22 protein-coding genes are annotated in these 22995 nt (G+C 56.7%); 8 read left to right on the top strand and 14 right to left on the bottom strand.

Annotated features, from left to right (window positions below; translation table 11 throughout):
- Nucleotides 1-54: 54 nt before the first annotated feature.
- On the top strand, nt 55-972 hold the full coding sequence (gene metR, locus CHB79_RS00690; RefSeq protein ID WP_089358574.1) for a transcriptional regulator MetR: 918 nt from the start codon (nt 55-57) through the stop codon (nt 970-972).
- On the opposite strand, the gene CHB79_RS00685 is transcribed toward metR, so the two are convergent.
- A complete protein-coding gene (locus tag CHB79_RS00685) occupies nt 969-1682 on the bottom strand; it encodes a class I SAM-dependent methyltransferase (protein ID WP_089358573.1) in 714 nt (237 codons plus the stop codon). The two genes, metR and CHB79_RS00685, sit on opposite strands and share 4 nt — an antisense overlap.
- A 283-nt stretch (nt 1683-1965) precedes the next feature.
- Here CHB79_RS00685 and CHB79_RS00680 point away from each other — a divergent pair, with 283 nt between their 5' ends.
- Complete coding sequence (locus CHB79_RS00680; RefSeq protein WP_010484454.1) at nt 1966-2379, top strand: hypothetical protein; 414 nt, start codon at nt 1966-1968, stop codon at nt 2377-2379.
- Between the two features lie 69 nt (nt 2380-2448).
- On the opposite strand, the gene CHB79_RS00675 is transcribed toward CHB79_RS00680, so the two are convergent.
- The 5 genes from CHB79_RS00675 to CHB79_RS00655 all read right to left on the bottom strand — a co-directional run bounded on the left by CHB79_RS00675 (nt 2449) and on the right by CHB79_RS00655 (nt 9554).
- The gene (locus CHB79_RS00675) at nt 2449-2670 is read right to left on the bottom strand and encodes a VF530 family protein (protein WP_010484452.1); all 222 of its coding nucleotides are present in this window, start codon (nt 2668-2670) and stop codon (nt 2449-2451) included.
- A gap of 156 nt (nt 2671-2826) precedes the next feature.
- Nucleotides 2827-4311 (bottom strand): sodium/proline symporter PutP, encoded by a 1485-nt coding sequence (putP, locus tag CHB79_RS00670; protein ID WP_089358572.1) that lies wholly within the window; start codon nt 4309-4311, stop codon nt 2827-2829.
- 422 nt (nt 4312-4733) lie between these two features.
- Nucleotides 4734-7913, bottom strand: a complete 3180-nt coding sequence (gene putA / locus CHB79_RS00665) for a bifunctional proline dehydrogenase/L-glutamate gamma-semialdehyde dehydrogenase PutA (protein ID WP_089359174.1) — start codon at nt 7911-7913, stop codon at nt 4734-4736.
- Between the two features lie 370 nt (nt 7914-8283).
- A complete protein-coding gene (locus tag CHB79_RS00660) occupies nt 8284-8748 on the bottom strand; it encodes a GNAT family N-acetyltransferase (protein ID WP_089358571.1) in 465 nt (154 codons plus the stop codon).
- A 53-nt stretch (nt 8749-8801) separates the two neighbouring features.
- Nucleotides 8802-9554, bottom strand: a complete 753-nt coding sequence (locus tag CHB79_RS00655; RefSeq protein WP_010484445.1) for an AraC family transcriptional regulator — start codon at nt 9552-9554, stop codon at nt 8802-8804.
- Between the two features lie 167 nt (nt 9555-9721).
- Here CHB79_RS00655 and lon point away from each other — a divergent pair, with 167 nt between their 5' ends.
- The 5 genes from lon (at nt 9722) to cmoB (ending at nt 15238) form a co-directional block, all read left to right on the top strand.
- Entirely contained in the window at nt 9722-12109 is a 2388-nt protein-coding gene (gene lon / locus CHB79_RS00650; RefSeq protein WP_089358570.1) for an endopeptidase La, read from the top strand.
- A 145-nt stretch (nt 12110-12254) separates the two neighbouring features.
- Nucleotides 12255-12647, top strand: a complete 393-nt coding sequence (locus tag CHB79_RS00645) for a protease inhibitor I42 family protein (RefSeq protein WP_010484440.1) — start codon at nt 12255-12257, stop codon at nt 12645-12647.
- A gap of 127 nt (nt 12648-12774) precedes the next feature.
- Nucleotides 12775-13410, top strand: a complete 636-nt coding sequence (locus CHB79_RS00640) for a lysoplasmalogenase (RefSeq protein ID WP_089358569.1) — start codon at nt 12775-12777, stop codon at nt 13408-13410.
- 119 nt (nt 13411-13529) lie between these two features.
- Nucleotides 13530-14273, top strand: coding sequence for a carboxy-S-adenosyl-L-methionine synthase CmoA (cmoA, locus tag CHB79_RS00635; RefSeq protein ID WP_089358568.1), 744 nt, complete (start codon nt 13530-13532; stop codon nt 14271-14273).
- The gene (cmoB, locus tag CHB79_RS00630) at nt 14270-15238 is read left to right on the top strand and encodes a tRNA 5-methoxyuridine(34)/uridine 5-oxyacetic acid(34) synthase CmoB (protein ID WP_089358567.1); all 969 of its coding nucleotides are present in this window, start codon (nt 14270-14272) and stop codon (nt 15236-15238) included. Before cmoA ends, cmoB begins: the two co-directional genes overlap by 4 nt.
- Nucleotides 15239-15493: 255 nt before the next feature.
- Here the strand turns inward: cmoB and CHB79_RS00625 are convergent, their stop codons facing one another.
- A complete protein-coding gene (locus CHB79_RS00625) occupies nt 15494-15931 on the bottom strand; it encodes a helix-turn-helix domain-containing protein (RefSeq protein ID WP_089359173.1) in 438 nt (145 codons plus the stop codon).
- 79 nt (nt 15932-16010) lie between these two features.
- Between CHB79_RS00625 and CHB79_RS00620 the strand changes: the two genes are divergently transcribed.
- Nucleotides 16011-16526 (top strand): DUF2938 domain-containing protein, encoded by a 516-nt coding sequence (locus CHB79_RS00620; protein ID WP_089358566.1) that lies wholly within the window; start codon nt 16011-16013, stop codon nt 16524-16526.
- 80 nt (nt 16527-16606) lie between these two features.
- On the opposite strand, the gene pdxJ is transcribed toward CHB79_RS00620, so the two are convergent.
- From pdxJ to lepA, 7 genes are all read right to left on the bottom strand, one after another.
- The gene (gene pdxJ / locus CHB79_RS00615) at nt 16607-17353 is read right to left on the bottom strand and encodes a pyridoxine 5'-phosphate synthase (protein ID WP_089358565.1); all 747 of its coding nucleotides are present in this window, start codon (nt 17351-17353) and stop codon (nt 16607-16609) included.
- Nucleotides 17346-18044: a DNA repair protein RecO gene (recO, locus tag CHB79_RS00610; protein WP_089359172.1), complete on the bottom strand. Its 699-nt coding sequence runs from the start codon at nt 18042-18044 to the stop codon at nt 17346-17348. The genes pdxJ and recO overlap by 8 nt, the downstream gene beginning before the upstream one ends.
- A gap of 98 nt (nt 18045-18142) precedes the next feature.
- Nucleotides 18143-19045 (bottom strand): GTPase Era, encoded by a 903-nt coding sequence (gene era, locus CHB79_RS00605; protein ID WP_089358564.1) that lies wholly within the window; start codon nt 19043-19045, stop codon nt 18143-18145.
- Nucleotides 19038-19727 (bottom strand): ribonuclease III, encoded by a 690-nt coding sequence (gene rnc, locus CHB79_RS00600; RefSeq protein ID WP_089358563.1) that lies wholly within the window; start codon nt 19725-19727, stop codon nt 19038-19040. The genes era and rnc overlap by 8 nt, the downstream gene beginning before the upstream one ends.
- A complete protein-coding gene (locus tag CHB79_RS00595) occupies nt 19724-20101 on the bottom strand; it encodes a DUF4845 domain-containing protein (RefSeq protein ID WP_010484420.1) in 378 nt (125 codons plus the stop codon). Before CHB79_RS00595 ends, rnc begins: the two co-directional genes overlap by 4 nt.
- Before the next feature lie 106 nt (nt 20102-20207).
- The gene (lepB, locus tag CHB79_RS00590) at nt 20208-21065 is read right to left on the bottom strand and encodes a signal peptidase I (protein ID WP_010484418.1); all 858 of its coding nucleotides are present in this window, start codon (nt 21063-21065) and stop codon (nt 20208-20210) included.
- A gap of 5 nt (nt 21066-21070) precedes the next feature.
- Nucleotides 21071-22870, bottom strand: a complete 1800-nt coding sequence (lepA, locus tag CHB79_RS00585) for a translation elongation factor 4 (protein ID WP_010484416.1) — start codon at nt 22868-22870, stop codon at nt 21071-21073.
- Nucleotides 22871-22995: the final 125 nt, after the last annotated feature.

Raw genomic sequence — 22995 nt, 5'->3', positions numbered from 1 at the left:
GTCTGAACCTGCACACCGCTTTGTCTTTATTGCGCCCGCGACCGTGAGATCACCATGCTTGAACTTCGCCACCTGAAAACCCTGCACGCACTGCGCGAAAGCGACAGCCTGGTTGATGCAGCCGAACGCTTGCACCTGACTCAATCCGCGCTCTCGCATCAGTTCAAGGAGCTTGAAGAACGTTTGGGCATGCAGCTATTTGTGCGCAAGACCAAGCCTGTGCGCTTCACCAGTGCCGGCTTGCGCTTGTTGCAACTGTCGGACTCGGTATTGCCACTGCTGCGCAGCGCCGAACGTGACCTGTCGCGTTTGGCTGGCGGCACTGCTGGCAGATTGCATATGGCGATTGAATGCCACAGTTGTTTCCAGTGGCTGATGCCGACCATTGACCAGTTCCGCGATGCCTGGCCCGAGGTGGAACTCGACCTGGCCTCTGGTTTTTCCTTTGCACCCTTGCCAGCCTTGGCGCGTGGCGACCTCGACCTGGTAGTGACCTCGGACCCCCTCGAACTGGCGGGCATTACCTATATCCCGCTGTTCACCTATGAGGCCATGCTCGCCGTCGCCAACCAGCATGCGTTGGCAACCAAGGCCTTTATCGTCGCCGAGGATCTAGAGCAGGAAACGCTGATCACCTACCCTGTGGAGCGTGATCGCCTGGATATTTTTACCCGTTTCCTGGAGCCCGCCGACATCGAACCTGCGCAGGTTCGCACCTCCGAACTGACGGTGATGATGATGCAGTTGGTCGCCAGCGGCCGGGGCGTCTGTGGGTTGCCAAACTGGGCGCTGCACGAGTACAGCTCGCGCGGTTATGTGACCGCCAAGCGACTTGGCGAAAAGGGTTTGCTGGCCACACTCTATGCAGGAATTCGCACCGACATGCTCGATGCGCCCTTTATGCGTGACTTTTTGCTGACCGCCAAGGACACCTCATTCGCCAACCTTGAAGGTGTCAGCGTCGCCCGCTAACCAGCGCCTGGCTGCTCAGAGCCAGGTTCAGCCTGCGCGCGCAACAACAGCAACATCGACGCAGGCTGCACCTGCTGTGGCTGTTTGGGTTCCTGCAACCACTGCAATTGCCACCCCGCCTCGGCCAGCAAAGCGAGCCAGGATTGCAAGGTGCGAAAGAACCATGGCATGGGTTGGGTAAACTCATTGCCAAAGTCACTGAATGACTCAACCCGCCAACCGTCGACGTAGGGCTGGCTGGCGCAGGCCTGCCAGGGGTGCAAGGTCTGGATCAGCAGCAGGCCGGCGTCAGTCGCCCGGCTGCGCATGGCCTTGAGGCTGGGTAAAAGATCTTCCTCAAGCAGGGCAAAATTGCATACCAGTAAGTCAAACTTGCCCAATGCCTGCCCCGCCTCGGCGAGCTGGTCATAGCCAAGCTCATGATAGCGTTGCGCATAAGGGTCGGCTGCGCGAGCCTGCAAGATCAATGGCCGCGAGGCATCGACACCGAGCACCTCAATACCGCTTGCCGCCAGTGCCCGACACAGCCAGCCCTCACCGCAACCGACATCCAGCACGCGTCTGGGCGCACATTCAGCGATGGCATCAAGCACCGCAGCATCCGTAACCAGGCGACGGCTGGGCAGACACTGTTCACGCACAACCCTGGTCCACGCCTCGGCATTGGCCTGCCAACTGCGCATCAGTTGCCTGGGCTTATCAACTGGCATATCGACCTCGCTTCAAGTGGCTTTGGTGCCAGCTCTTGATCCTTTAACCTTGCTCCGTGCCTGCACTTTAGCCAAGCAGCGACTACCATCAAATATAGTGCTTGCTCGCCCATGGCCGAGCCCCGTGCGGTGGTAATATCTGCCCCTACGGATGAACCATAGGCATGCATGGAAATCGAAAGCTGACCGATGGTCTTTTTCCTTTAATACTTGCTGACTATGGTTTGCTGTCAGTCACCGCTGCTGAAACTACCAGCACAGGGCCACATACATGGAGCTAGACGTGCCACCACTCGACCCGCAAAAGCGCCTTGCCGCGCGCAATGCCACCTTGACCCACGAAGACGCACTGAACTGCATGGTTTATCGTCCGGATGAGCAAGACCCTGATGCTGAAGAGATTGACCTGGGCGATGCCAAGATTCTTTTCACCGGCGTCTTCGAAGCGCCAGCCGACTGGGATGAGCAGGAACGGGAAGAGTTTTTTGGCGATACCAACCCCGAGCTGTTCATGACTGCATTTATCGAGTGCGAGTCCAAGCCCGAGTCAGCACAGTTCTTCACGGTGGAAGGCAACGACTATGTCGCGACCATGCCGAACCCGGGTGAAGTGGTGATGTTCTACGTGCTCGACTACAGCGAAGATGACAACGGCCGTGAATACATCCTGGTGCGCGACGACGAACCCATGAGCTGATGAACGCCGATGGGCCGCCAGCTTGGCGGCTCGATTTGCTGGCAGTGCTGTCGGCAAAGCCTTCCGGTGTCAGGTTCGGCGTTGCGTCTTGATATACAGCGCTTCGACTTTCTCCCGCGCCCAAGGCGTCTTGCGCAAGAAGGTCAGGCTCGACTTGATACTCGGGTCGCTTTTAAAGCAGCGGATATCAATACGCTGCGCCAGGCCATCCCACCCGTAAGCTGCAACCAACTGATTGAGAATTGCCTCAAGCGTGACGCCGTGTAGCGGATTGTTTGCGGTTTGAGTCATGCCATGCCCATGCAGCGAGTCGGTTGAGAAGCGCACCATAGCCAAGCCCGGGTGCGAACGGAAGCAATAAACGTAATTTCACCCGCAGCGCAGGCATTAAAAAACCGGTCCATGGTAACGCCCATGGACCGGTTTTGTGCTGCTCAACACTGGCTATCAGACAGCGTTGTACTCTTTCTCGGCGTCAGCGAAGCGCTTCTGCATGGTTGCAGACGGTTCTTTATCCAGCAGGCTGAAAAGCACAATCGCCAGCGTTGCGAGGATGAAGCCAGGAATGATCTCGTACAGACCCAGACCGATGTAGTTCTTCCACACGATCACGGTGATCGCGCCGACCAACATACCGGCAAGTGCGCCGTTGCGGGTCATGCGGCCCCAGATGACGGAAAGCAGGACAACAGGTCCGAATGCAGCACCGAAACCGGCCCAGGCATAGGACACCAGGCCCAATACGCGGTTTTCTGGATCAGCAGCGAGCAAGATCGCGACCAAGGCAATCAGCAACACCATGCCACGACCCACCCAGACCAGCTCGGTTTGCGAAGCATCTTTGCGCAGGAAAGCTTTGTAGAAATCTTCTGTCAGCGCGCTCGAGCAGACCAACAGCTGGCAGCTCAAGGTACTCATCACGGCAGCCAGGATGGCCGACAACAGAACGCCTGCAACCCATGGGTTGAACAACAATTTGGCCAGTTCGATGAAGACCCGCTCAGGGTTTTCAGTTACTGGACCTGCAACCTCCGGGTGTACCGTGAAGTAAGCAATACCGAAGAAACCAACAGACACGGTACCGATCAGGCAAAGGATCATCCAGGCCATGGAGATACGACGTGCTGCAGGAATGGTTTTAACCGAGTCGGCCGCCATGAAGCGCGCCAGGATGTGCGGCTGGCCGAAGTAGCCCAGGCCCCAGGCCATCAGCGAAATCACACCAATGAAGGTTGCACCTTTGAACATGTCAAAGTTGGTGGCGTCTTGCATTTCAATTGCAGCGAATGTTGGATCTACGCCGCCAGTGGCGATCATTACGACCACTGGTGTCAGGATCAAGGCGAAGATCATCAGCGTTGCCTGTACGGTGTCAGTCCAGCTGACAGCCAGGAAGCCACCGATAAAGGTATAGGCGATGGTTGCCGCGGCACCGGCCCACAGTGCAGTCTCGTATGACATGCCAAAGGTGCTTTCAAACAGACGCGCACCTGCTACTACGCCCGATGCGCAATAGATGGTGAAGAACACCAGGATGACCAGCGCAGAGAAGATCCGCAGCACACGGCTATTGTCTTCGAAGCGGTTAGTGAAGTAATCCGGCAGGGTCAGTGCATTACCGTTGTGCTCGGTCTGCACCCGCAGGCGGCCTGCAACAAACAGCCAGTTCAGGTATGCACCGATCACCAGGCCAATGGCAATCCAGGCTTCGGACAAGCCTGACAGGTATACCGCGCCCGGCAAGCCCATCAGCAACCAGCCGCTCATGTCCGATGCACCTGCTGACAACGCAGTTACATAGCTGCCGAGGCTACGGCCACCGAGGATGTAATCGGACAGATTCTTGGTACGCAGATAGGCAAACAGGCCTATCCCGATCATCAAAGCAATGTACACCACAAAAGTGACAAGCATGGGTGTGTTCGCAGTCATTGGGGTGTTCCCCTCTCGTTTGTTGTTATGGCAGCACGGGGTTGGCCCATGCCCTGTATGGCAAGCAGCGGTCGCGTGTAGCGCCCGCACCTCGGAATCCCTGAAAAGCTACTGCGCTAGATATTACGGCGTTAAAAACTGCTCAAATGCGCATTTAGGCCCACTAAACTCCGCTTTTCGCAGTTTTGTCCCTTGTCCTATCGTCGCTCGCTACCTTTTCACAGGATCCCACGTGATAAAGCGGATACCTTGTCTATACCCTGCGGCCGGAAAGCCCGGCCCAGCGTAATATCAGAACAACCGGCCCCCCCTTTAAGATCGAGCAATTAACCTGCAAGTCACTCAATCCGAGACGTCAGGCTCTTTTGAGCCCTCAATAAAACAACGGGCGAGGCCCGAAGGCACCCGCCCGTTAAAACTGCTTAAATCTCGTCGCCCAATGATAACAGCGACGCATTACCTCCGACTGCAGTGGTATTCACCGAAGTCGTGCGTTCGTTAACAAAGCGCAGCAAGTAGCTTGGACCGCCAGCTTTGGGCCCCGTACCGGATAACCCACAACCACCGAAAGGCTGCACGCCGACCACCGCACCAATCTGGTTACGGTTGATGTACAGGTTGCCCACGCGCGCCAAGGCTTCGATGCGCGCTGCGGTTTCCTCGTTGCGGCTGTGCACTCCAAGGGTCAAGCCATAACCGGTGCCGTTGATTGCACCGACCACGGCTTCCAGCTCGCTGGCCTGATAACGCACCAAATGCAGAATCGGACCAAAATTCTCTTTCTTCAACTCATTGATGCCGCCGATTTCGAAGGCGACGGGCGCCACGAAATGCCCATCAAGATCAGCCGCGAGTTGGGTTTCGGCAATCAGCTTGCCTTCGCTCTTGAGCGCAGCGATGTGGGCATCCAGGCCGGCCTTGGCTTCTGCATCGATCACCGGGCCAATATCATTGGCACGCAGGTGCGTCGGGCCAACCTTGAGCTCGGCCATCGCACCTTTGAGCAATTCCACTACGCGGTCGGCAATATCCGCCTGAACATAGAGCACACGCAGAGCCGAGCAACGCTGGCCCGCACTGGTAAAGGCCGATTGCACGGCATCTTTGACCACTTGTTCTGGAAGGGCTGTCGAGTCAACGATCATCGCATTCTGGCCGCCGGTTTCGGCAATCAGCGCGGCGATTGGGCCTTCCTTTTCAGCCAGTTGGCGATTGATGATCCGCGCGGTATCGGTCGAACCGGTGAAGCACACGCCGGATACACGGGCATCGCGGCAAAACACTCCGCCCAGGGTCGCACCATCACCCGGCAGGAATGCAATCACATCCTTGGGCAGGCCGGCCTCGAACATCAGCTCCAGCGCCCGTGCGGCGATCAGGCTGGTCTGCTCGGCTGGTTTTGCCAGCACGCAGTTACCGGCAACCAGCGCTGCGGCGATCTGGCCCAGGTAGATTGCCAGGGGGAAGTTCCAGGGGCTGACGCAGACAAAAATACCGCGACCTTCATGGAACAGCTCATTGCGTTCGCCGGTAGGGCCTTGCAGCTCTTCGCGGCCCAGGCGCAGACGCGCTTGCTGGGCGTAGTAGCGACAGAAATCGACGGCCTCGCGGACTTCATCAATACCGTCCTGCAGGCTCTTGCCTGCTTCCAGCGTGCACATTGCCATCAGCTCTGCGCGGTGAGTTTCAAGCAGGTCTGCCAGGCGCTCGAAGATGCTGGCGCGATCGTCGATAGCAGTGGCATTCCAACGCGGCCAGGCGGCGCTCAGTACATCCAGCGCCTGGGCGGCCTGGGCGGCGCTGGCAAACTCAGCGCTGCCCACCACTTTGCTCAATTCATAGGGGCAGTGCACAGCCTGCGCAGTACCGGTGAGTTTTTCACCTTTGATAACCGGCGCGGCATGCCATTGGCGATTGAGATGAGGCTGATAGGCACTGTTCAATTCTGCCCAGGAATGTTCGATATTCATGTTGATGCCTTGGGAGTTTTTCCGAGCAGCACCAAACAGCGCAGGCGGAAGTGGAATTTTCTCATTGCTGAGCGATTTGAACTTGCGCAACTGCGTCACCGGGTGATCAAGAAGTGACTCAATCGGCGTGCCTGGATCAACCAGTTGATGCACGAACGACGAGTTGGCGCCGTTTTCCAGCAGGCGACGAACCAGGTATGGCAGCAAGTCCTTGTGAGCTCCCACCGGCGCGTAGATACGCACATTGGTGGCGTGCTTTTCCAGTACGGTGTCATACAGTGCATCGCCCATGCCGTGCAGACGCTGGAACTCGAAATCACGCGGCTCTGGCAGTTCAGCGGCCATGGTCAGAATGCAACTGACCGTGTGCGCGTTGTGGCTGGCAAATTGCGGATAGATCACCCCACGGGTGAACTCTGACAACAAGAAACGAGCACAGGCCAGGTACGAGCTGTCGGTGCCTTCCTTGCGGGTAAATACCGGAAAGCCATCCAGCCCCTGGACATGGCACTGCTTGATTTCGCTGTCCCAATAGGCACCCTTGACCAGGCGCAGCGGCATTTTCTCGCCCAGCTCTTTGCCCAGCAAGGTCAGCCATACCAGCACTGGCAGGCAACGCTTGGAGTAAGCCTGGATGACCAGGCCAACCTCGCCCCAGCCACTGATTGCCGGGTCACGCAGCAGTTTTTCGTAGAGTTCAAGTGACAGTTCTAGGCGGTCCGCTTCTTCGGCATCGATCGAGATGCCAACGTTCAACTTGCGGGCCCGTACACACAGCTCGCGCACGTTAGCGAACAGCTCAGTCAGCACACGCTCACGCTGCGCCACTTCATAGCGCGGGTGCAGCGCGGAAAGCTTGATGGAAACCGATGGCCGCGGGCCTTTACCGACTTGTGGTTCCGCACCGACGGTATCAATCGCCTGGCGATAGTCAGCCATATATTTATTGGCGTCTGCAGCGGTCAGCGCAGCCTCACCCAGCATATCGAAGGAGTAGCTGTAGCCCTTCTCACGCTCAGGACGACCATTTTTCAGTGCTTCGCTGATGGTGCGACCAAGTACGAACTGCTTGCCCATGAGTTTCATGGCCTGGTTCATGGCCGCGCGTATAACCGGCTCGCCGGAACGCTTGATCAGCTTGCCCAATACGTTTTTCGGGCGTCCATCTGCTGTTTCCGGGTCAACCACCTTGCCGGTCATGACCAGGCCCCAGGCGGCAAAATTGACCAGTACGCTGTCACTCTTGCCCAGGTGACGCTCCCACTCGGCGGCACTGAGCTTGTCGCGAATCAGCGCATCGGCGGTAACGGCGTCCGGCACGCGCAGTAAAGCCTCGGCCAGGCACATGAGCATCAGCCCTTCCTGGGTGTCGAGGCTGTACTGACGAAGAAGTGCGTCGAGGGTATCGACAGCATTGTCCCGGCTACGCACATCTTCGATCAATGTGCGGGCATTCTGGCGGATAGCCTCAATACCGGCTTCACCGGGGTCGGCGAGCTGCAATAGCTCAGTAAGATAGGCTGCCTCGTCAACGCTGTAATTTGCGCTGATGACAGGGAAAAAATCGGCGGCCTTGGCGGCAGAGATCCGGGTTAGGAACTCGTCCTGCAAGACGTGACTGGCTTTAAACATCACGCCCATCCTCTTATGGAGACTGTTGTTGTGAGCGCCTTTGCAGACTTCAATGCAGCTGTGTTGCCCGAACGACAAAACTTAGGCAACCCAACCAGGCGCAACTGGATGGCTGAATTTAGTGGCAGAGTGATTACAGCTTCTTACTGAAACCTCTGGAGTTTTTGCAGAAAGCTATGGGGCGGGGAACTAATTCCAGGCTGTTTTTTCAACCGGAACACCCGAAAAACAACCAGAGAGCCCGAACTAGAAGGTGTAAGAACCCTGAATCCGGCTAAAACCTGGCCTAATGGACAAAACCTTCCGCACCACACTGCCCGGAGCATTGAGGCGGCGCATCAAGCATCCTGTGACGGGATGCGAACGGCAGTCAGGAACGGCGCATGCCGATGTGTTCGATACCGTCTTCCAGGTAAATATCACTGCATGCAACAAAGTCATAACGCCCGTAGTAACCTTGCAAATGGGCTTGCGCCGATAAATATATCGGCACTTGTGGCCAGCGTCTGGCGCAGGCGTCCAGTGCATATGCCATTAGTTCATGGCCCAGCCCGGAACCTCGCGCCGAAGGATCGGTGACCACACGGCCTATCACAACATGCCCATCATTGCGCGCAGGGTCGAGCAAGCGTAGATAGGCCACCAGCCTGTCGTCTTGCCATGCCATCACATGAAGGGTGTCGCCCTGCATGTCGAGACCATCGATATCATTGTAGACACAATTCTGCTCGACCACGAAAACCGCACTGCGCAGCTTCAATATAGCGTATAGATCGGCCACGCTCAGCTCGCCATGGTGCTTGGTCTGCCAGGTAACGGGCGGTGAAAGGGTCAAGACAAAGTCCTCTGTAAAGGTCTCGGCGCAAGCGGGCGCGTGAGGAGGTAACGCTAAATTGAGCTGCGCATGCGCTTAGGCGTCAAGCCCATGTAGCGGCGCATTGCTGTTGTCAGGGCGCTTTGTGAAGAGAAGCCGCACTCCTCGGCGATCCGAACCAGCGGCAAGTTGCTTTCTCGCAGTAAACGCGCAGCTTGATCCAGGCGGCTTTTAAGCAGGTATTGATGTGGGGTAAGGCCAACGCTGTCTTTGAACTGCGCATGAAAATGGCTTGGGCTCAGGCAAACGGTCTGGGCCAGTTCGGCCACACTGATGCGCCGCGACAGATGCTCGACTATATAGCGATCCAGGCGCTCCAGGTTAAGTGCGCCGCTGACCTGGCGCCGCTGTTCGCCAAACAGGCGCAGGTGCAAGGCGCGCAACAATACGCCCCCCAGCGAGCGCGCAAGAATAGGATCGCTGCCGTAGCGCTCAAGCTCCGCGCCGGCATAGCTGAGCAAGTGCTGGAAGTCTGCATCCAGCTGCGGATAGCGCGGCGTTTCGAACAGATGCGTCAATAACGCCAGGTCTTCGCTGGTGGTGTCCTGCTCATCAAGATCGATGATCAGCATGCGGTTGTCGCCCATGCCCGCAAACTGGTGATCGGCATCGCCGGGAACCAGGCAGGCGCGCATCCGACAAACCTCTCCACCACTGCCGTTGACTTCGAATTCAGCACGACCGGACAACGAAAGCACCAACTGGTGGTGATCGTGGGTGTGTTCGTGGGCTTTATCATCGAGGCGGATTAGGCGGGCATTGAGCATCGCAAGGCGGCGTCCGAAGAGTGATTGCACATTTTACCTTCTAAACTGCCAAAACAGCAGCGTCGACGACAAATGGACAGGCCGTGACCATGCGCCGCAGGCAATTGGTGATTGAAAACCCCAAGTTACCCCCCATGTTTATGTCATAGCCCAACTGCAGGTGCAGCATGAACGAAGATAACGATATCGTCGTAGAACCAGAAAATAAGGATGACCAACGTCTGGCCCTGCCTAATCAGCAACTGCCAGACAAGCTCTATGTGATTCCGATTCACAATCGCCCGCTCTTCCCTGCCCAGGTGTTGCCGATCATCGTCAATCCCGACCCCTGGAGTTCGACCTTGCAACGGGTCAGCGATACGCCGCACAAGAGCATGGCACTGTTCTTTGTCGATAATCCCCCCGCCGATGGAACAGCCCTGGACCCTGATGACTTGCCCGAGCACGGCACCCTGGTGCGCGTGCTCAATGCTTCCGAGGAAGGTGGCAAGTTGCAGTTTGTTGCCCAGGGCCTGACCCGCGTACGCATTCGTGGCTGGTTGAGCCGCAAGCCACCCTACCTGGCCGAGGTTGAATACCCGAAAACCCTGCTTGAGTCCCGTGACGAAATCAAAGCCTATGGCATGGCACTGATCAATGCGATCAAGGAACTGCTGCCGCTCAACCCGCTGTATAGCGAAGAACTGAAGAACTACCTCAATCGCTTCAGCCCCAACGACCCCTCGCCGCTGACCGACTTTGCCGCCGCCCTGACCACAGTGCCTGGCAATGAGCTGCAAGAAGTCCTCGACACTGTGCCGATGCTCAAGCGCATGGAGAAAGTGCTGCCGCTACTGCGCAAAGAGGTTGAAGTGGCACGGCTGCAAGGTGAGTTGTCAGCGGAGGTCAACCGCAAGATATCCGAGCATCAACGTGAATTCTTCCTCAAGGAACAACTGAAAATCATCCAGCAGGAGCTGGGCCTGAGCAAGGATGATCGCAGCGCCGATATCGAGCAGTTCGAGCAGCGCCTGGAAGGTAAAACCCTGTCCGAGCATGCCCAAAAACGTATTGATGAAGAGCTGGGCAAGCTGGCGATACTGGAAACCGGCTCACCCGAATATGCCGTCACCCGCAATTACCTGGATTGGGCCACGGCGCTGCCATGGGGCATGTTTGGCGAAGACAAGCTTGACCTCAAGCACTCGCGCAAAGTGCTCGACAAACATCACTCGGGCATGGACGACATCAAGTCGCGAATCACCGAGTTTCTTGCTGTAGGCGCCTTCAAAGGCGAAATCGCAGGCTCCATCGTATTGCTTGTAGGCCCGCCCGGGGTGGGCAAGACCAGTATCGGCAAATCGATTGCCGAGTCCCTGGGCCGCCCTTTTTATCGCTTCAGCGTTGGCGGCATGCGCGACGAGGCCGAGATCAAGGGCCATCGGCGTACCTACATTGGCGCCCTGCCCGGCAAGCTGGTGCAAGCGCTGAAGGAAGTCGAGGTGATGAACCCGGTAATCATGCTCGATGAAATCGACAAAATGGGCAGCAGTTTTCAAGGCGACCCGGCTTCTGCCCTGCTGGAAACCCTCGATCCGGAGCAGAATGTCGAGTTTCTCGACCACTATCTCGACTTGCGCATAGACCTGTCGAAAGTCTTGTTCATCTGTACCGCGAACACCCTCGACTCGATTCCTGGGCCACTGCTCGATCGCATGGAGATTATTCGTCTTTCCGGCTATATCACCGAAGAGAAACTGGCGATTGCTAAAAACCACCTGTGGCCAAAACAATTGGAAAAAGCCGGAGTACCGAAAAAACACCTGAGCATTACCGATGCAGCGCTACGTGGTGTCATTGAAGGCTACGCCCGTGAAGCCGGTGTGCGCCAGCTTGAAAAGCAACTGGGCAAACTGGTGCGCAAGGCGGTCGTGCAATTGCTGGAGGCACCCGACACGCCGGTAAAAATCGGCCACAAGGACCTTGAGCGCTATCTCGGCATTGCGGTTTTCCGTAACGAACGGGTGCTCTCCGGCAAAGGCGTGATTACCGGTCTTGCATGGACCAGCATGGGCGGGGCCACGCTGCCGATCGAGGCCACACGCATTCACACCCTCAACCGTGGTTTCAAACTCACTGGCCAGCTCGGCGAGGTGATGAAAGAGTCTGCTGAAATCGCCTACAGCTATATCAGCTCGAACCTTAAAAAATTTGGCGGTGACAGCAGCTTCTTCGACCAGGCATTTATTCACCTTCACGTCCCCGAAGGCGCAACCCCGAAAGACGGGCCAAGCGCTGGCGTGACCATGGCCAGTGCGCTGCTTTCGCTGGCACGCAACCAGGTGCCGAAAAAAGGCGTGGCCATGACCGGCGAACTGACGCTGACCGGGCAAGTGCTGCCCATTGGTGGGGTTCGCGAGAAAGTGATTGCCGCACGCCGGCAGAAAATCCATGAACTGATCCTGCCAGATGCCAACCGAGGCTCGTTTGAGGAACTGCCGGACTACTTGAAGGAAGGCATTACCGTGCACTTCGCCAAACGCTATAGCGATGTAGCCAAGGTGCTGTTTGAGTAAAGCTACAGGCAAGCAAAGGCTCAAGGGCGGACCTGCACTTGAGCCTTTGTCATCAGGGCAATGCTGTTTTTCGATGCGCTCAGGCTTACGCTTGGACATCGTCTGGGGCTATGCTGGACAACCATTTCCATCACCGGAGCCAAACATGACCGCAGTTTACCGCCTGCTGCCGCCACTCAGCCTCGCGTTGCTAGCCGGCTGCTCCACCCAATCAACGACCGTTAACCTGCAACAGCAAAGCGATTGCCCGCTGAGCCTTAGCACCGAGCAACAACTGATCATCAGTTTGCCAAGCAACCCGACCACAGGTTTCCGCTGGGTTGTGCGCGATGCGGCCCCGGCTGTATTGACCAGCCTTGGCCCCGAGGTTTACAGCAATCCTGAGGAATCGGGACTGGTCGGCAGCGCGGGTAAATCAACCTGGCGCTACACGGTCAAGCAACCGGGAGAAGGTCACCTGGTCATGACTTATCAACGGCCATGGGAAACCGAGGTTGCACCTGCGCAAACCTTTGACTGCACCATCAAGGTCAAGTAATTCGCCCGACTACACCGGTTCACCCGGGTTCGGCGCGAAAAGCTACTTCAAGCGTCATCTTCAGCGTTGGCAAGCAGCAATCAAAACGACATAGTCATGGCTTCCGCCACCTGGTCGAGAATTTGATATGCGTTGGTTGCTTTTAGCCCTCAGTGGCGCGGCACTGTTCATCTATGCAAGAGTTGCCGATCTTGCCCTGCTGGGTCTGCTGAGCAAAGGCATCCCGGTCATTGCGCTGCTGCTGTGGATGCAACAGGCGCCCGCTGGCACCTATAGCCGCTGGATTCGCATCGGGCTGCTGTGCTCGCTGGCTGGCGATATCCTGCTCGACTGGCCGGGCGACCTGTTCGTGTTTGGCCTGGGCGCCTTCCTGCTGGCCCACCTCGCTTATTTGCGCGCTTATTTCAGTGACTGCAAGCGGCCTGCCTGGCCCGCGCTGTTCATTGCGATCATAGTCGGTGGCGGCATGTTCAGCGTTCTGGCCAGTGCCGGACTCGGTCCTCTCCTGATTCCCGTGCTCTGCTATGCCACCGCTATCGGCGCCATGCTCTGGCGTGCCCTTGCCCGCCTGAACCAGCCACATATCAATCAGCGAGGCGCCTGGTTGGCGGCTGTTGGCGCGCTGCTTTTCGTGTTGTCCGATAGCCTTATCGGTATCAACCGCTTTGTCGCACCATTCGCCGCCGCGCCCTATGCGATTATCCTCACCTACTGGCTGGCGCAATGGGCAATCGCCACGTCCGCTCAGCAGCGTTTTCGCTGAGACATCAACCGACACGGGCGTGCCTGGGCCGTTTTCCGGCCCATTGACACAATCATGGTTTGGTTAAGCAGCCAAGTTGGCTAAAATACGCGGATTTCCCGTCCTGTTTCGGAACCACCGTGAGCAAAGAGCCCGACCGCATATTTTCCCAACCGCTGGCGCAAGTACCGGACTTTGCCTTTAACGAGGATGTGGTCAGGGTATTTCCGGACATGATCAAACGCTCGGTGCCTGGCTATCCGACCATTGTTGAAAACATTGGCGTGCTCGCCAGCCAGTTCGCCAAGCCCCATAGCGTGCTCTACGACTTGGGCAGCTCGTTGGGCGCGGTCACCCAGGCGCTACGTCGCCATGTACAGATTGAAGACTGCCGGGTCATCGCTATCGACAACTCCAGCGCAATGGTTGAGCGCTGCCGCGAATACCTGCATGCACAGGATTCGATGTTTCAAGAGTTGTTACCGGTCGAAGTGATCGAGGCCGACATTCTCAGCCTCCAATTCCAGCCAACATCACTGGTCGCATTGAACTTCACCCTGCAGTTCATCAAGCCTGACCAGCGGCTTGAGTTGCTCGGGCGTATCCGCAATGCCTTGCTGCCTGGCGGCGCCTTGATCCTTTCGGAAAAGCTCTGCTTCGAAGATGATGAACAACAGCAATTGCTCACCGAGCTGCACATCGCCTTCAAACGCGCCAATGGCTACAGCGAGCTGGAAATAGCCCAGAAACGCAGCGCTATTGAAAACGTGATGATTCCCGACAGCCTTGAAACCCACCGCGAACGCCTGCTTAGCGCAGGCTTCAGCAAGGTGACGCCTTGGTTCCAATGCCTTAATTTTGCCTCGATGATTGCCCTACCATGATCCAGCGTTTTGATTTAGATGCACTACAATCACAGCTCGCCGGGACGCCACTGCAGGAGTGGAGCGCCGACCTGCCACGGCAAATAGACAGCAAGCTGGCGATCGGCCATGGTGACCTGGAACGCTGGTATGCAGCGGTTCAAGCCTTGCCGCCCCTGGTAATCACTGAGCTGGAAATGCTGCAGGCGTTCAGCTTCAACGGCCCCTGCGACGAGTCGAGCCGTGAACAGTTAAAAACGGCTCTGCAGGGCTTGATCCCATGGCGCAAAGGCCCTTTTCAACTGTTTGGCGTGCATATTGATACCGAGTGGCGCTCCGACTGGAAATGGCAGCGCGTCGCGCCCTACCTTGACCTCAAGGACAAGCGCGTCCTCGATGTTGGCTGCGGCAATGGCTATTACATGTGGCGCATGCTCGGCGCGGGCGCCAGCTGCGTGGTGGGCATCGATCCAAACTGGCTGTTTTTCAATCAGTTTCTGGCCATGAAGAACTACCTGCCGGAACAGCCCATCTGGCACCTGCCTTTGGCTGTCGAGGAACTACCACCGAAGCTGCAAGGCTTTGACACGGTGTTCTCGATGGGCGTGCTCTACCACCGGCGCTCCCCCATCGACCACCTGCTCGATCTCAAGGATTGCCTGGTCAAAGGTGGTGAGCTTGTGCTCGAAACCCTGGTTGTAGAGGGTGATGCCCAGCAAGTATTGCTGCCTGAGGATCGCTACGCGCAGATGCGTAACGTGTGGTTCTTGCCATCAGTTCCAGCATTGGAGTTGTGGCTACGCCGCGCAGGCTTTGTCGACATCCAATGTGTTGATGTCAGCACCACCTCAATCGAAGAGCAACGCGCCACCGAGTGGATGCGTTATCAGTCATTGCCCGAGTTTCTCGACCCAGCCGATCACAGCCGCACGATCGAAGGTCTACCGGCGCCGACGCGGGCCGTGATTACCGCACGTAAAGCTTAGCACCACTCCTCGGGGATTCCTTGAGGCCTGTAGTCGACTTCGGCCACATCATTGCATGGGCTGGGCAGTCGTCGTTGGCGGCTTGGTTCTGCTCACTCCATTCGCAGCTTTCATTGCTTGGCTTATACGTGCCAGTGGCGGTTGGAGTGATGACCACTTAGGGTCGACTCCAGTCTGTCGCGACAGTCTGAATACGGCCCACAACTGCCTATCCGAGAGGGTTGCTGCTGTCGATCCAAAACGTTCTATTTCCCTTCATGCGCCAGGTTTGCGCAGGCCACCCTTTCCAGCCTTTCTCTCGCCCCCCGCCCCGACCGCCCCCAGCATTTTCTGGAAGCTTGGGCATTCAATATGACGATCAGCAGGGCAGGACGCTACTCGGCGGAGCTCGTCGCGTATGGCGCTGAGTCGTTCGATGGTGCTGTCCAGTTCGTCAGCCTTTTGCTTGAGCCGCTGACGATCAATATCGGGCTGCCCCTCTGCGTCCAGCATGGCGACAAGATCGTCCAGTGAAAGCTCTGCCGATTGCCCGAGTGCGATCAAGGACAACCGCTCAAGTACATCGGCATGAAACACGCGACTCAGGCCACGCCGGCCGATCGAACGGATAAGGCCTTTTTCTTCGTAGTAGCGCAGCGTTGAAGCCGGTAGACCGGAACGTCGTACCACTTCACCAATAACCAGCTCTTTCATGCTTGACCTCAAGTCGACTTGAACTTGCAGACTGCTCGTATCAAACCGCCAAAACAGGTTGAAGGCAAGGAGGTACGTCATGGGAATAAGCGAGACAGCACTGCGCATTCTGTTTGTTGGAATGGGGGCCACGCTGATCATGGACCTATCGGGTTTTATTCAAGCACGAGTGTTTGGTCTAGCGTCGCTTGACTATGGCCTGGTCGGTCGTTGGCTGGGCCACATGTTGCGAGGGCGGTTTCGTCATGCCCCGATCATGGGGGCGGCTCCAGTCAGGAATGAACGCTTGGTCGGGTGGGCATTCCATTACATCACCGGTATTGTCTTCGCGATGGTGCTGATCGGTGCGAAAGGATCTGCCTGGCTCTGCAACCCCACACTGGCGCCTGCTCTGGTTATGGGGTTGGTCAGCGTAATTGCGCCCTTTTTCATCATGCAACCCGCGCTCGGTTTCGGCGTTGCCGGTTCGAAGACTGGGGTGCCGAGGGTAACAAGGCGCAGAAGCGTCACTGCGCACCTGACCTTCGGACTGGGACTTTTTGTGGCGGGATGGCTGCTGATGCTGCTCTTTCCGGCATCAATCTGCCTGCCTTGAGCGCCTTCGGTGCAGCAATGGTGCGGGGTGAGAGCCCTGGTTGAAAGTGCCTGGCTTTGGCCGCTGCCTGCCTGACGCAATCACCCGCGGTTAGCTGCTGCCACTATCAATTGCTTCATCTCCACCACGGCCTGTTTAAAACCGACAAACAAGGCATGGGCGACCAGCGCATGGCCGATATTCAATTCGTTGATCCCGGCAATCGCCGCCACGGGTTCAACGTTGTGATAGTGCAAGCCATGCCCGGCGTTGACGATCAAACCCTGGCTGACGCCACGCTTCACACCATCGGCAATACGTGCCAATTCGACGGCTTGCTCCTGGGCTGTATGCGCATCGGCATAACGACCGGTATGCAACTCAACAGCAGGCGCGCCGACACGTTTGGAAGCGTCGATCTGTTGCGGGTCCGGGTCGATAAACAACGAAACCTCACAGCCTATCTTGCTCAAGCGCTCCACCGCCGCACGAATGCGCTCCTCCTGGCCTGCAACATCGAGCCCGCCTTCGGTGGTCAGCTCCTGGCGCGTTTCCGGCACCAGGCATACATGCTCGGGACGGATGCTTTCAGCAAATGCGAGCATCTCCTCGGTCACGCCCATCTCGAAGTTCATGCGTGTTTGCATCACCTCTTTAAGCAGGCGCACGTCGCGCTCCTGGATGTGCCGGCGATCTTCACGCAGGTGTACGGTAATGCCGTCGGCACCCGCTTCCTCGGCGTCCAACGCAGCCTTCACCGGATCTGGGTAACGTGTGCCACGGGCTTGGCGCAGCGTAGCTACATGATCAATATTCACACCCAGCAAAACACGATTGGCATCAGTCACGAGTAGGCTCCTTGAGGGTCATAAACAATTCACGGCTAACCAGCGGCTTGCCGCCTAGATGGGGGGCCAGTGCTTGGCGCATCAGCCGTTTGGCAGCTGCTAGCGCACCCGGAGTTTGCCAGTTGGCGTCGGCCATGGCTAACAATTCGGCACCCTGGAATGCACCTGGCTGCCATTGGCCTATAGGCACCAGGCCGTCGTCTGTCTGCAAGCGATAGATACCATCACTGACCACGGCCTGGCCGTGCAAATCCTGGTCGAGGGCAAAACCATAGCCCAGTTGGTCGAGCAAACGCCACTCGAAGGAGCGCAACAAAGGCTCGATGGCCCGCCCCTGGCCAAGCGCAAGCAAGGTCAGGGCATAGTGATCGAAAATCGCTGGCTGGGCATCTTCGGCGGGTAACAAGCGAATCAGAAGTTCATTGAGATAAAGCCCACTGAACAGCGCCTCGCCTGACAATAGATTGGGGATGCCGGTTGCCTCGAGGCGCGAGACATTCTTCAACTCACCGCGACCGCGAAACTCGGCATCCAGGGCAACAAAAGGCCGCGCCAGGGTTCCGGCCTTGCCCCGTGCACCTCGTAAAACGGCGCGCAAGCGCCCTTGAGGCGTAAGGAAATCCACCAGCGCGCTGCTCTCGCGATACGCACGGCTGTGCAACACATAAGCGGGCTGGTTCAGCACAAGCATGGCAAGTATTGACTCGAAATGAACTGCGCGTGGCTGGGTGCCACGCGCGCATTGGAGCAAGCTTAACTGATCATGACGGCCTAATCTGCCGTGCTTGCTCAGATGTCGTCGTAACCGAGCGAACGCAAAGCCCGCTCATCATCCGACCAACCACCTTTGACCTTGACCCAGAGGTTGAGCATGACCTTGGAATCGAACAGCACTTCCATGTCCTTGCGCGCTTCCTGGCCAACTCGCTTGATGCGCTCACCCTTGTCGCCAATGATGATTTTCTTCTGGCCGTCGCGTTCAACCAGAATAAGCGCATGAATATGCAGAATCCGGCCTTCTTGCTTGAACTCTTCAATTTCAACGGTGATCTGGTAGGGCAGCTCGGCACCCAGTTGACGCATGATTTTTTCGCGCACCAACTCGGCGGCGAAGAAACGACTGGAGCGGTCAGTGATCTGGTCTTCGGGGAAGAAGTGATCGCCTTCCGGCAGGTGCGAGCTAACCAGTTTCTCAAGGGTTTCGAGATTATGGCCGTGGTGCGCGGAGATAGGCACGATCTCAGCCTTGGGCAACTGGGTAGCCAACCACTCCAGGTGCGGCATCAGGTCTGACTTGTCTTCAAGGCGATCGGTCTTGTTGATCGCCAGAATCACCGGGCCTTCAACGTACTGGATACGCTCAAGCACCATCTGGTCTTCATCCGTCCAACGGGTGCGATCAACCACAAAAATCACCACATCAACGTCTTTCAACGCCGAAGATGCGCTTTTGTTCATGTAGCGATTGAGCGCTTTCTCGTTGTTTTTATGTAGGCCTGGGGTATCGACATAGATAGCCTGGGCGCCATGTTCGGTCTTGATGCCGAGCATATTGTGGCGAGTGGTTTGCGGCTTGCGCGAGGTAATTGCAAGCTTTTGCCCAAGGATATGGTTCAGCAGCGTTGACTTGCCCACGTTAGGCCGGCCAACGATGGCGACATAGCCACAGCGTGAAACAGGTGAATCAGTCATGGCCGTTCTCCACACCCAGGGCGATCAGGGCTGCCGCGGCGGCAACCTGTTCAGCAATGCGCCGACTAGCGCCCTGCCCCAGTGTTTTGTCATTCAATAAAGTCACCTGGCATTCAACGATGAATGTCCGACAGTGAGGCTCGCCCTGAATATCAACCACATCGTAACGCGGCAATTCGCAGGCACGGGACTGCAGGAACTCCTGCAGCCGCGTTTTTGGATCCTTGTTGGTATCGACCAGGGTCAGGCTTTCCAACTCATTGGTCAGCCATGCCAGCACACGCTCACGCGCCGCCTCCATGCCCGAATCCAGGTAGATAGCACCGATCAATGCTTCCAGTGCATCGGCCAGGATCGACTCACGTCGAAAACCGCCGCTTTTAAGCTCGCCGGAACCCAGTCGCAGGTATTCACCCAGATCAAAGCCACGGGCCAGGATCGCCAGGGTTTCGCCCTTGACCAAGCGCGCGCGCAAGCGTGACAACTGGCCTTCTCGGGCTTGCGGGAAGCGCTCGAACAGCGCCTCGCCCGCAACAAAGTTAAGAATAGCGTCACCGAGGAATTCCAGGCGCTCATTATTGCGCCCAGCAAAACTGCGATGGGTCAGGGCCAGGACCATGTGGTCCTGGTCTTTAAAGGTGTAACCGAGCTTGCGCTCTAAACGGGCTAACGAATCATTCACGGCATACGCACACGGAATTCTTTATCAAAATGGACCACCAGATCGAGGTTCTCGATCAGCGGCTCACGCTTCTCGTATTTGAGATGAGCGCGAAATTCATTGTTCTCGACTGTTACTTCAAGGGCATCCCGAAGCTTCAGGTCGCGAATACTGTTGACCTGCATGCCCTTGCTGACATGGTTGTAAAAATCACCAACGGTGCGGATATCCGCAGCCTTGTCGGTCTCGACCGAAGTGATGATCTTTTCCATCGACATATAGTCAAGGTAATGCGGTATTACCTTGAAAGCCGCGCTGGCAAAAAACGCAACAAGCCCCAGCACCAGCAACCAACTAATAATAGACATTCCCTTTTGCGAACGCGCAAATGTCATGATTAACCCCATTTATTAGAATTTTAAAACGCCAAAGCGGCGAGCTAACAGACTATATATAGACTGCGGCGCTGATTTGAACAGCGCCGCATTTTCAGGTTTTAAATCAGTGAATCAGGCCAACGCGTGAAAAGTTTGGCAGATTACTCATTTTCGGATCCGGCCAGCTCATCCATACCGCAAAGGCCTTACCCACGATATTTTTGTCTGGAACCATGCCCAGCAAGGGCTTTGGAATGTTTGGGTCATTCCAGTAACGGCTGTCGTTGGAGTTGTCGCGGTTATCGCCCATCATGAAGTAGTGCCCTTCAGGCACCACCCACTCACCGCCGGGAACGGCGTGATAACGCTTCATTTCCTTGCGAATCAAATGCTCAGCTTCGCCCAGTTTCTCGTTGTAGAGCATCACGCTGCCGAGGCTGCCTGGCTCTTCACCGATCAGCTGTTGAGCGACCAGCTTGCCGTTCACATAGAGGTGCTTGTCCTTGGTGTAACGGATCTGGTCGCCCGGCAAGCCCACTACCCGCTTGATGTAGTTGATGTTCGGATCGCTTGGATAGCGAAACACCATTACATCGCCACGCTGCGGGTCTTCGACCTGGATAACCTTGGTATCGATGACCGGCAAACGAATACCATAGGCAAACTTGTTTACCAGGATGAAGTCACCGACTTCCAGGGTCGGGCGCATTGAGCCCGATGGAATCTGGAAGGGTTCAACCAGAAAGGAGCGCAGTATCAGCACAATCGCCAATACGGGAAAGAAAGACTTGCCGTACTCGACCAGCAGCGGCTCTTTATTCAGTCGTTCAATCACCTGCTCGTCGGCCTCGCCAGCAACCTGACCTTGATAGGTTGCGATTGCATTACGCCGACGTGGAGCCAGAAACACCAAGTCAAATAAAGCCAAGGCACCACACACGGCAACTGCGATGACCAGTAACAGCGGGAAATTGATCGACATATGTCTTAACTATCCACTTTGAGAACAGCAAGGAAGGCGTCTTGTGGTATTTCCACATTACCGACCTGCTTCATTCTTTTCTTACCGGCCTTCTGCTTTTCCAGCAGCTTACGTTTACGACTTACGTCGCCACCGTAGCATTTGGCCAGTACGTTTTTACGCAAAGCCTTGACGCTTGTACGCGCAATGATTTGCCCACCAATTGCAGCCTGAATTGCCACATCGAACATCTGACGCGGAATCAGTTCCTTCATTTTCTCGGTCAACTGGCGACCTTTGTATTGCGCCTTGTCACGGTGCACGATCAGCGCCAATGCATCGACCTTGTCGCCGTTGATCAGCACATCCAACTTGACCAGATTAGCCGACTGGAAACGGTCGAAGCTGTAGTCCAGCGACGCATAACCACGACTTACCGACTTGAGGCGGTCGAAAAAGTCGAGCACCACCTCGTTCATTGGCAGGTCGTAGGAAACCTGGACCTGACTGCTCAGGTACTGCATATCGATTTGTACGCCGCGCTTTTCGATACACAGGGTAATGACGTTACCCAAATGCTCCTGCGGCACCAGGATATTGGCGCGCACTATGGGCTCGCGCATATCTTCGATAGCCGAGATATCCGGCAACTTCGATGGGTTGTCGACGTAGATGGTTTCGCCGGTTTTGAGCACGACCTCAAAGACTACGGTCGGCGCCGTGGTGATCAGGTCCAGGTCATACTCACGCTCAAGGCGCTCCTGGATGATCTCCATGTGCAGCATGCCGAGGAAGCCAATGCGGAAACCAAAGCCCAAGGCGTCGGAGCTTTCCGGCTCGTACTGCAATGCAGCATCGTTGAGCGTCAGCTTCTGCAGGGCTTCACGGAAGTCTTCAAAGTCATCGGAGCTGACCGGGAACAAGCCAGCGTAGACCTGCGGCTTGACGCGTTTGAAGCCGGGCAGCATATCGACATCAGGGGTCGTCGACAGGGTCAGGGTATCGCCCACTGGCGCACCATGAATGTCCTTGATACCGGCGATAATAAAGCCCACTTCACCGGCTTTAAGATCGGCTGTGGCAGTGTGCTTGGGGTTGAACACGCCAACGCTGTCGACCTGATGCATCTTGCCGGTGGATTTGACCAGCACCTTGTCGCCCTTCTTGATCCGCCCGTGACGCACGCGCACCAGAGAGACAACACCCAGGTAGTTGTCAAACCAGGAGTCGATGATCAACGCTTGCAGCGGTGCATCAATCTCGCCGGTTGGTGCCGGAATGGTGGTAACCAGACGCTCCAGCACTTCATCGACGCCCATGCCGCTCTTGGCGCTACAGGCCACGGCATCGGTCGCATCGATACCGATGATATGTTCGATTTCTTCCTTGACTCGCTCAGGCTCGGCCTGCGGCAAGTCCATCTTGTTCAGTACCGGCATGACCTCAAGGCCCTGCTCGATAGCGGTATAGCAGTTAGCTACCGACTGCGCCTCAACACCCTGGCCGGCATCGACCACCAGCAACGCGCCTTCGCACGCAGCCAGCGAACGACTGACTTCATAGGTGAAGTCAACGTGGCCAGGCGTATCAATGAAGTTCAACTGATAGGTTTTGCCGTCACGCGCCTTGTAATACAAGGTCACGCTGTGCGCCTTGATGGTAATGCCGCGCTCGCGCTCCAAGTCCATGGAGTCCAGCACCTGGGCCTCCATTTCGCGCTCAGTCAGACCACCGCACATTTGAATAAAGCGGTCAGCAAGCGTCGACTTGCCGTGGTCAATATGGGCAATAATACTGAAATTACGTATGTGGCTCAGGTCACTCACAAGACAACACTCAAAAAGATCGCAGGCGACGGCCCGCCGAAAATAGCCGCGAAGTGTACCCGATTTACCGCCAACTCGTCACCCACGGCCCCAACCTCGCTGATATAAGGCTGACAACCTGCCGC

Origin of the sequence: Pseudomonas segetis (assembly GCF_900188155.1) — a bacterium.
Classification (GTDB): Bacteria; Pseudomonadota; Gammaproteobacteria; order Pseudomonadales; family Pseudomonadaceae; genus Aquipseudomonas; species Aquipseudomonas segetis.
The sequence above is the reverse complement of the archived record's forward strand: the minus strand, read 5'-3'. Positions and strand labels throughout refer to the sequence as shown.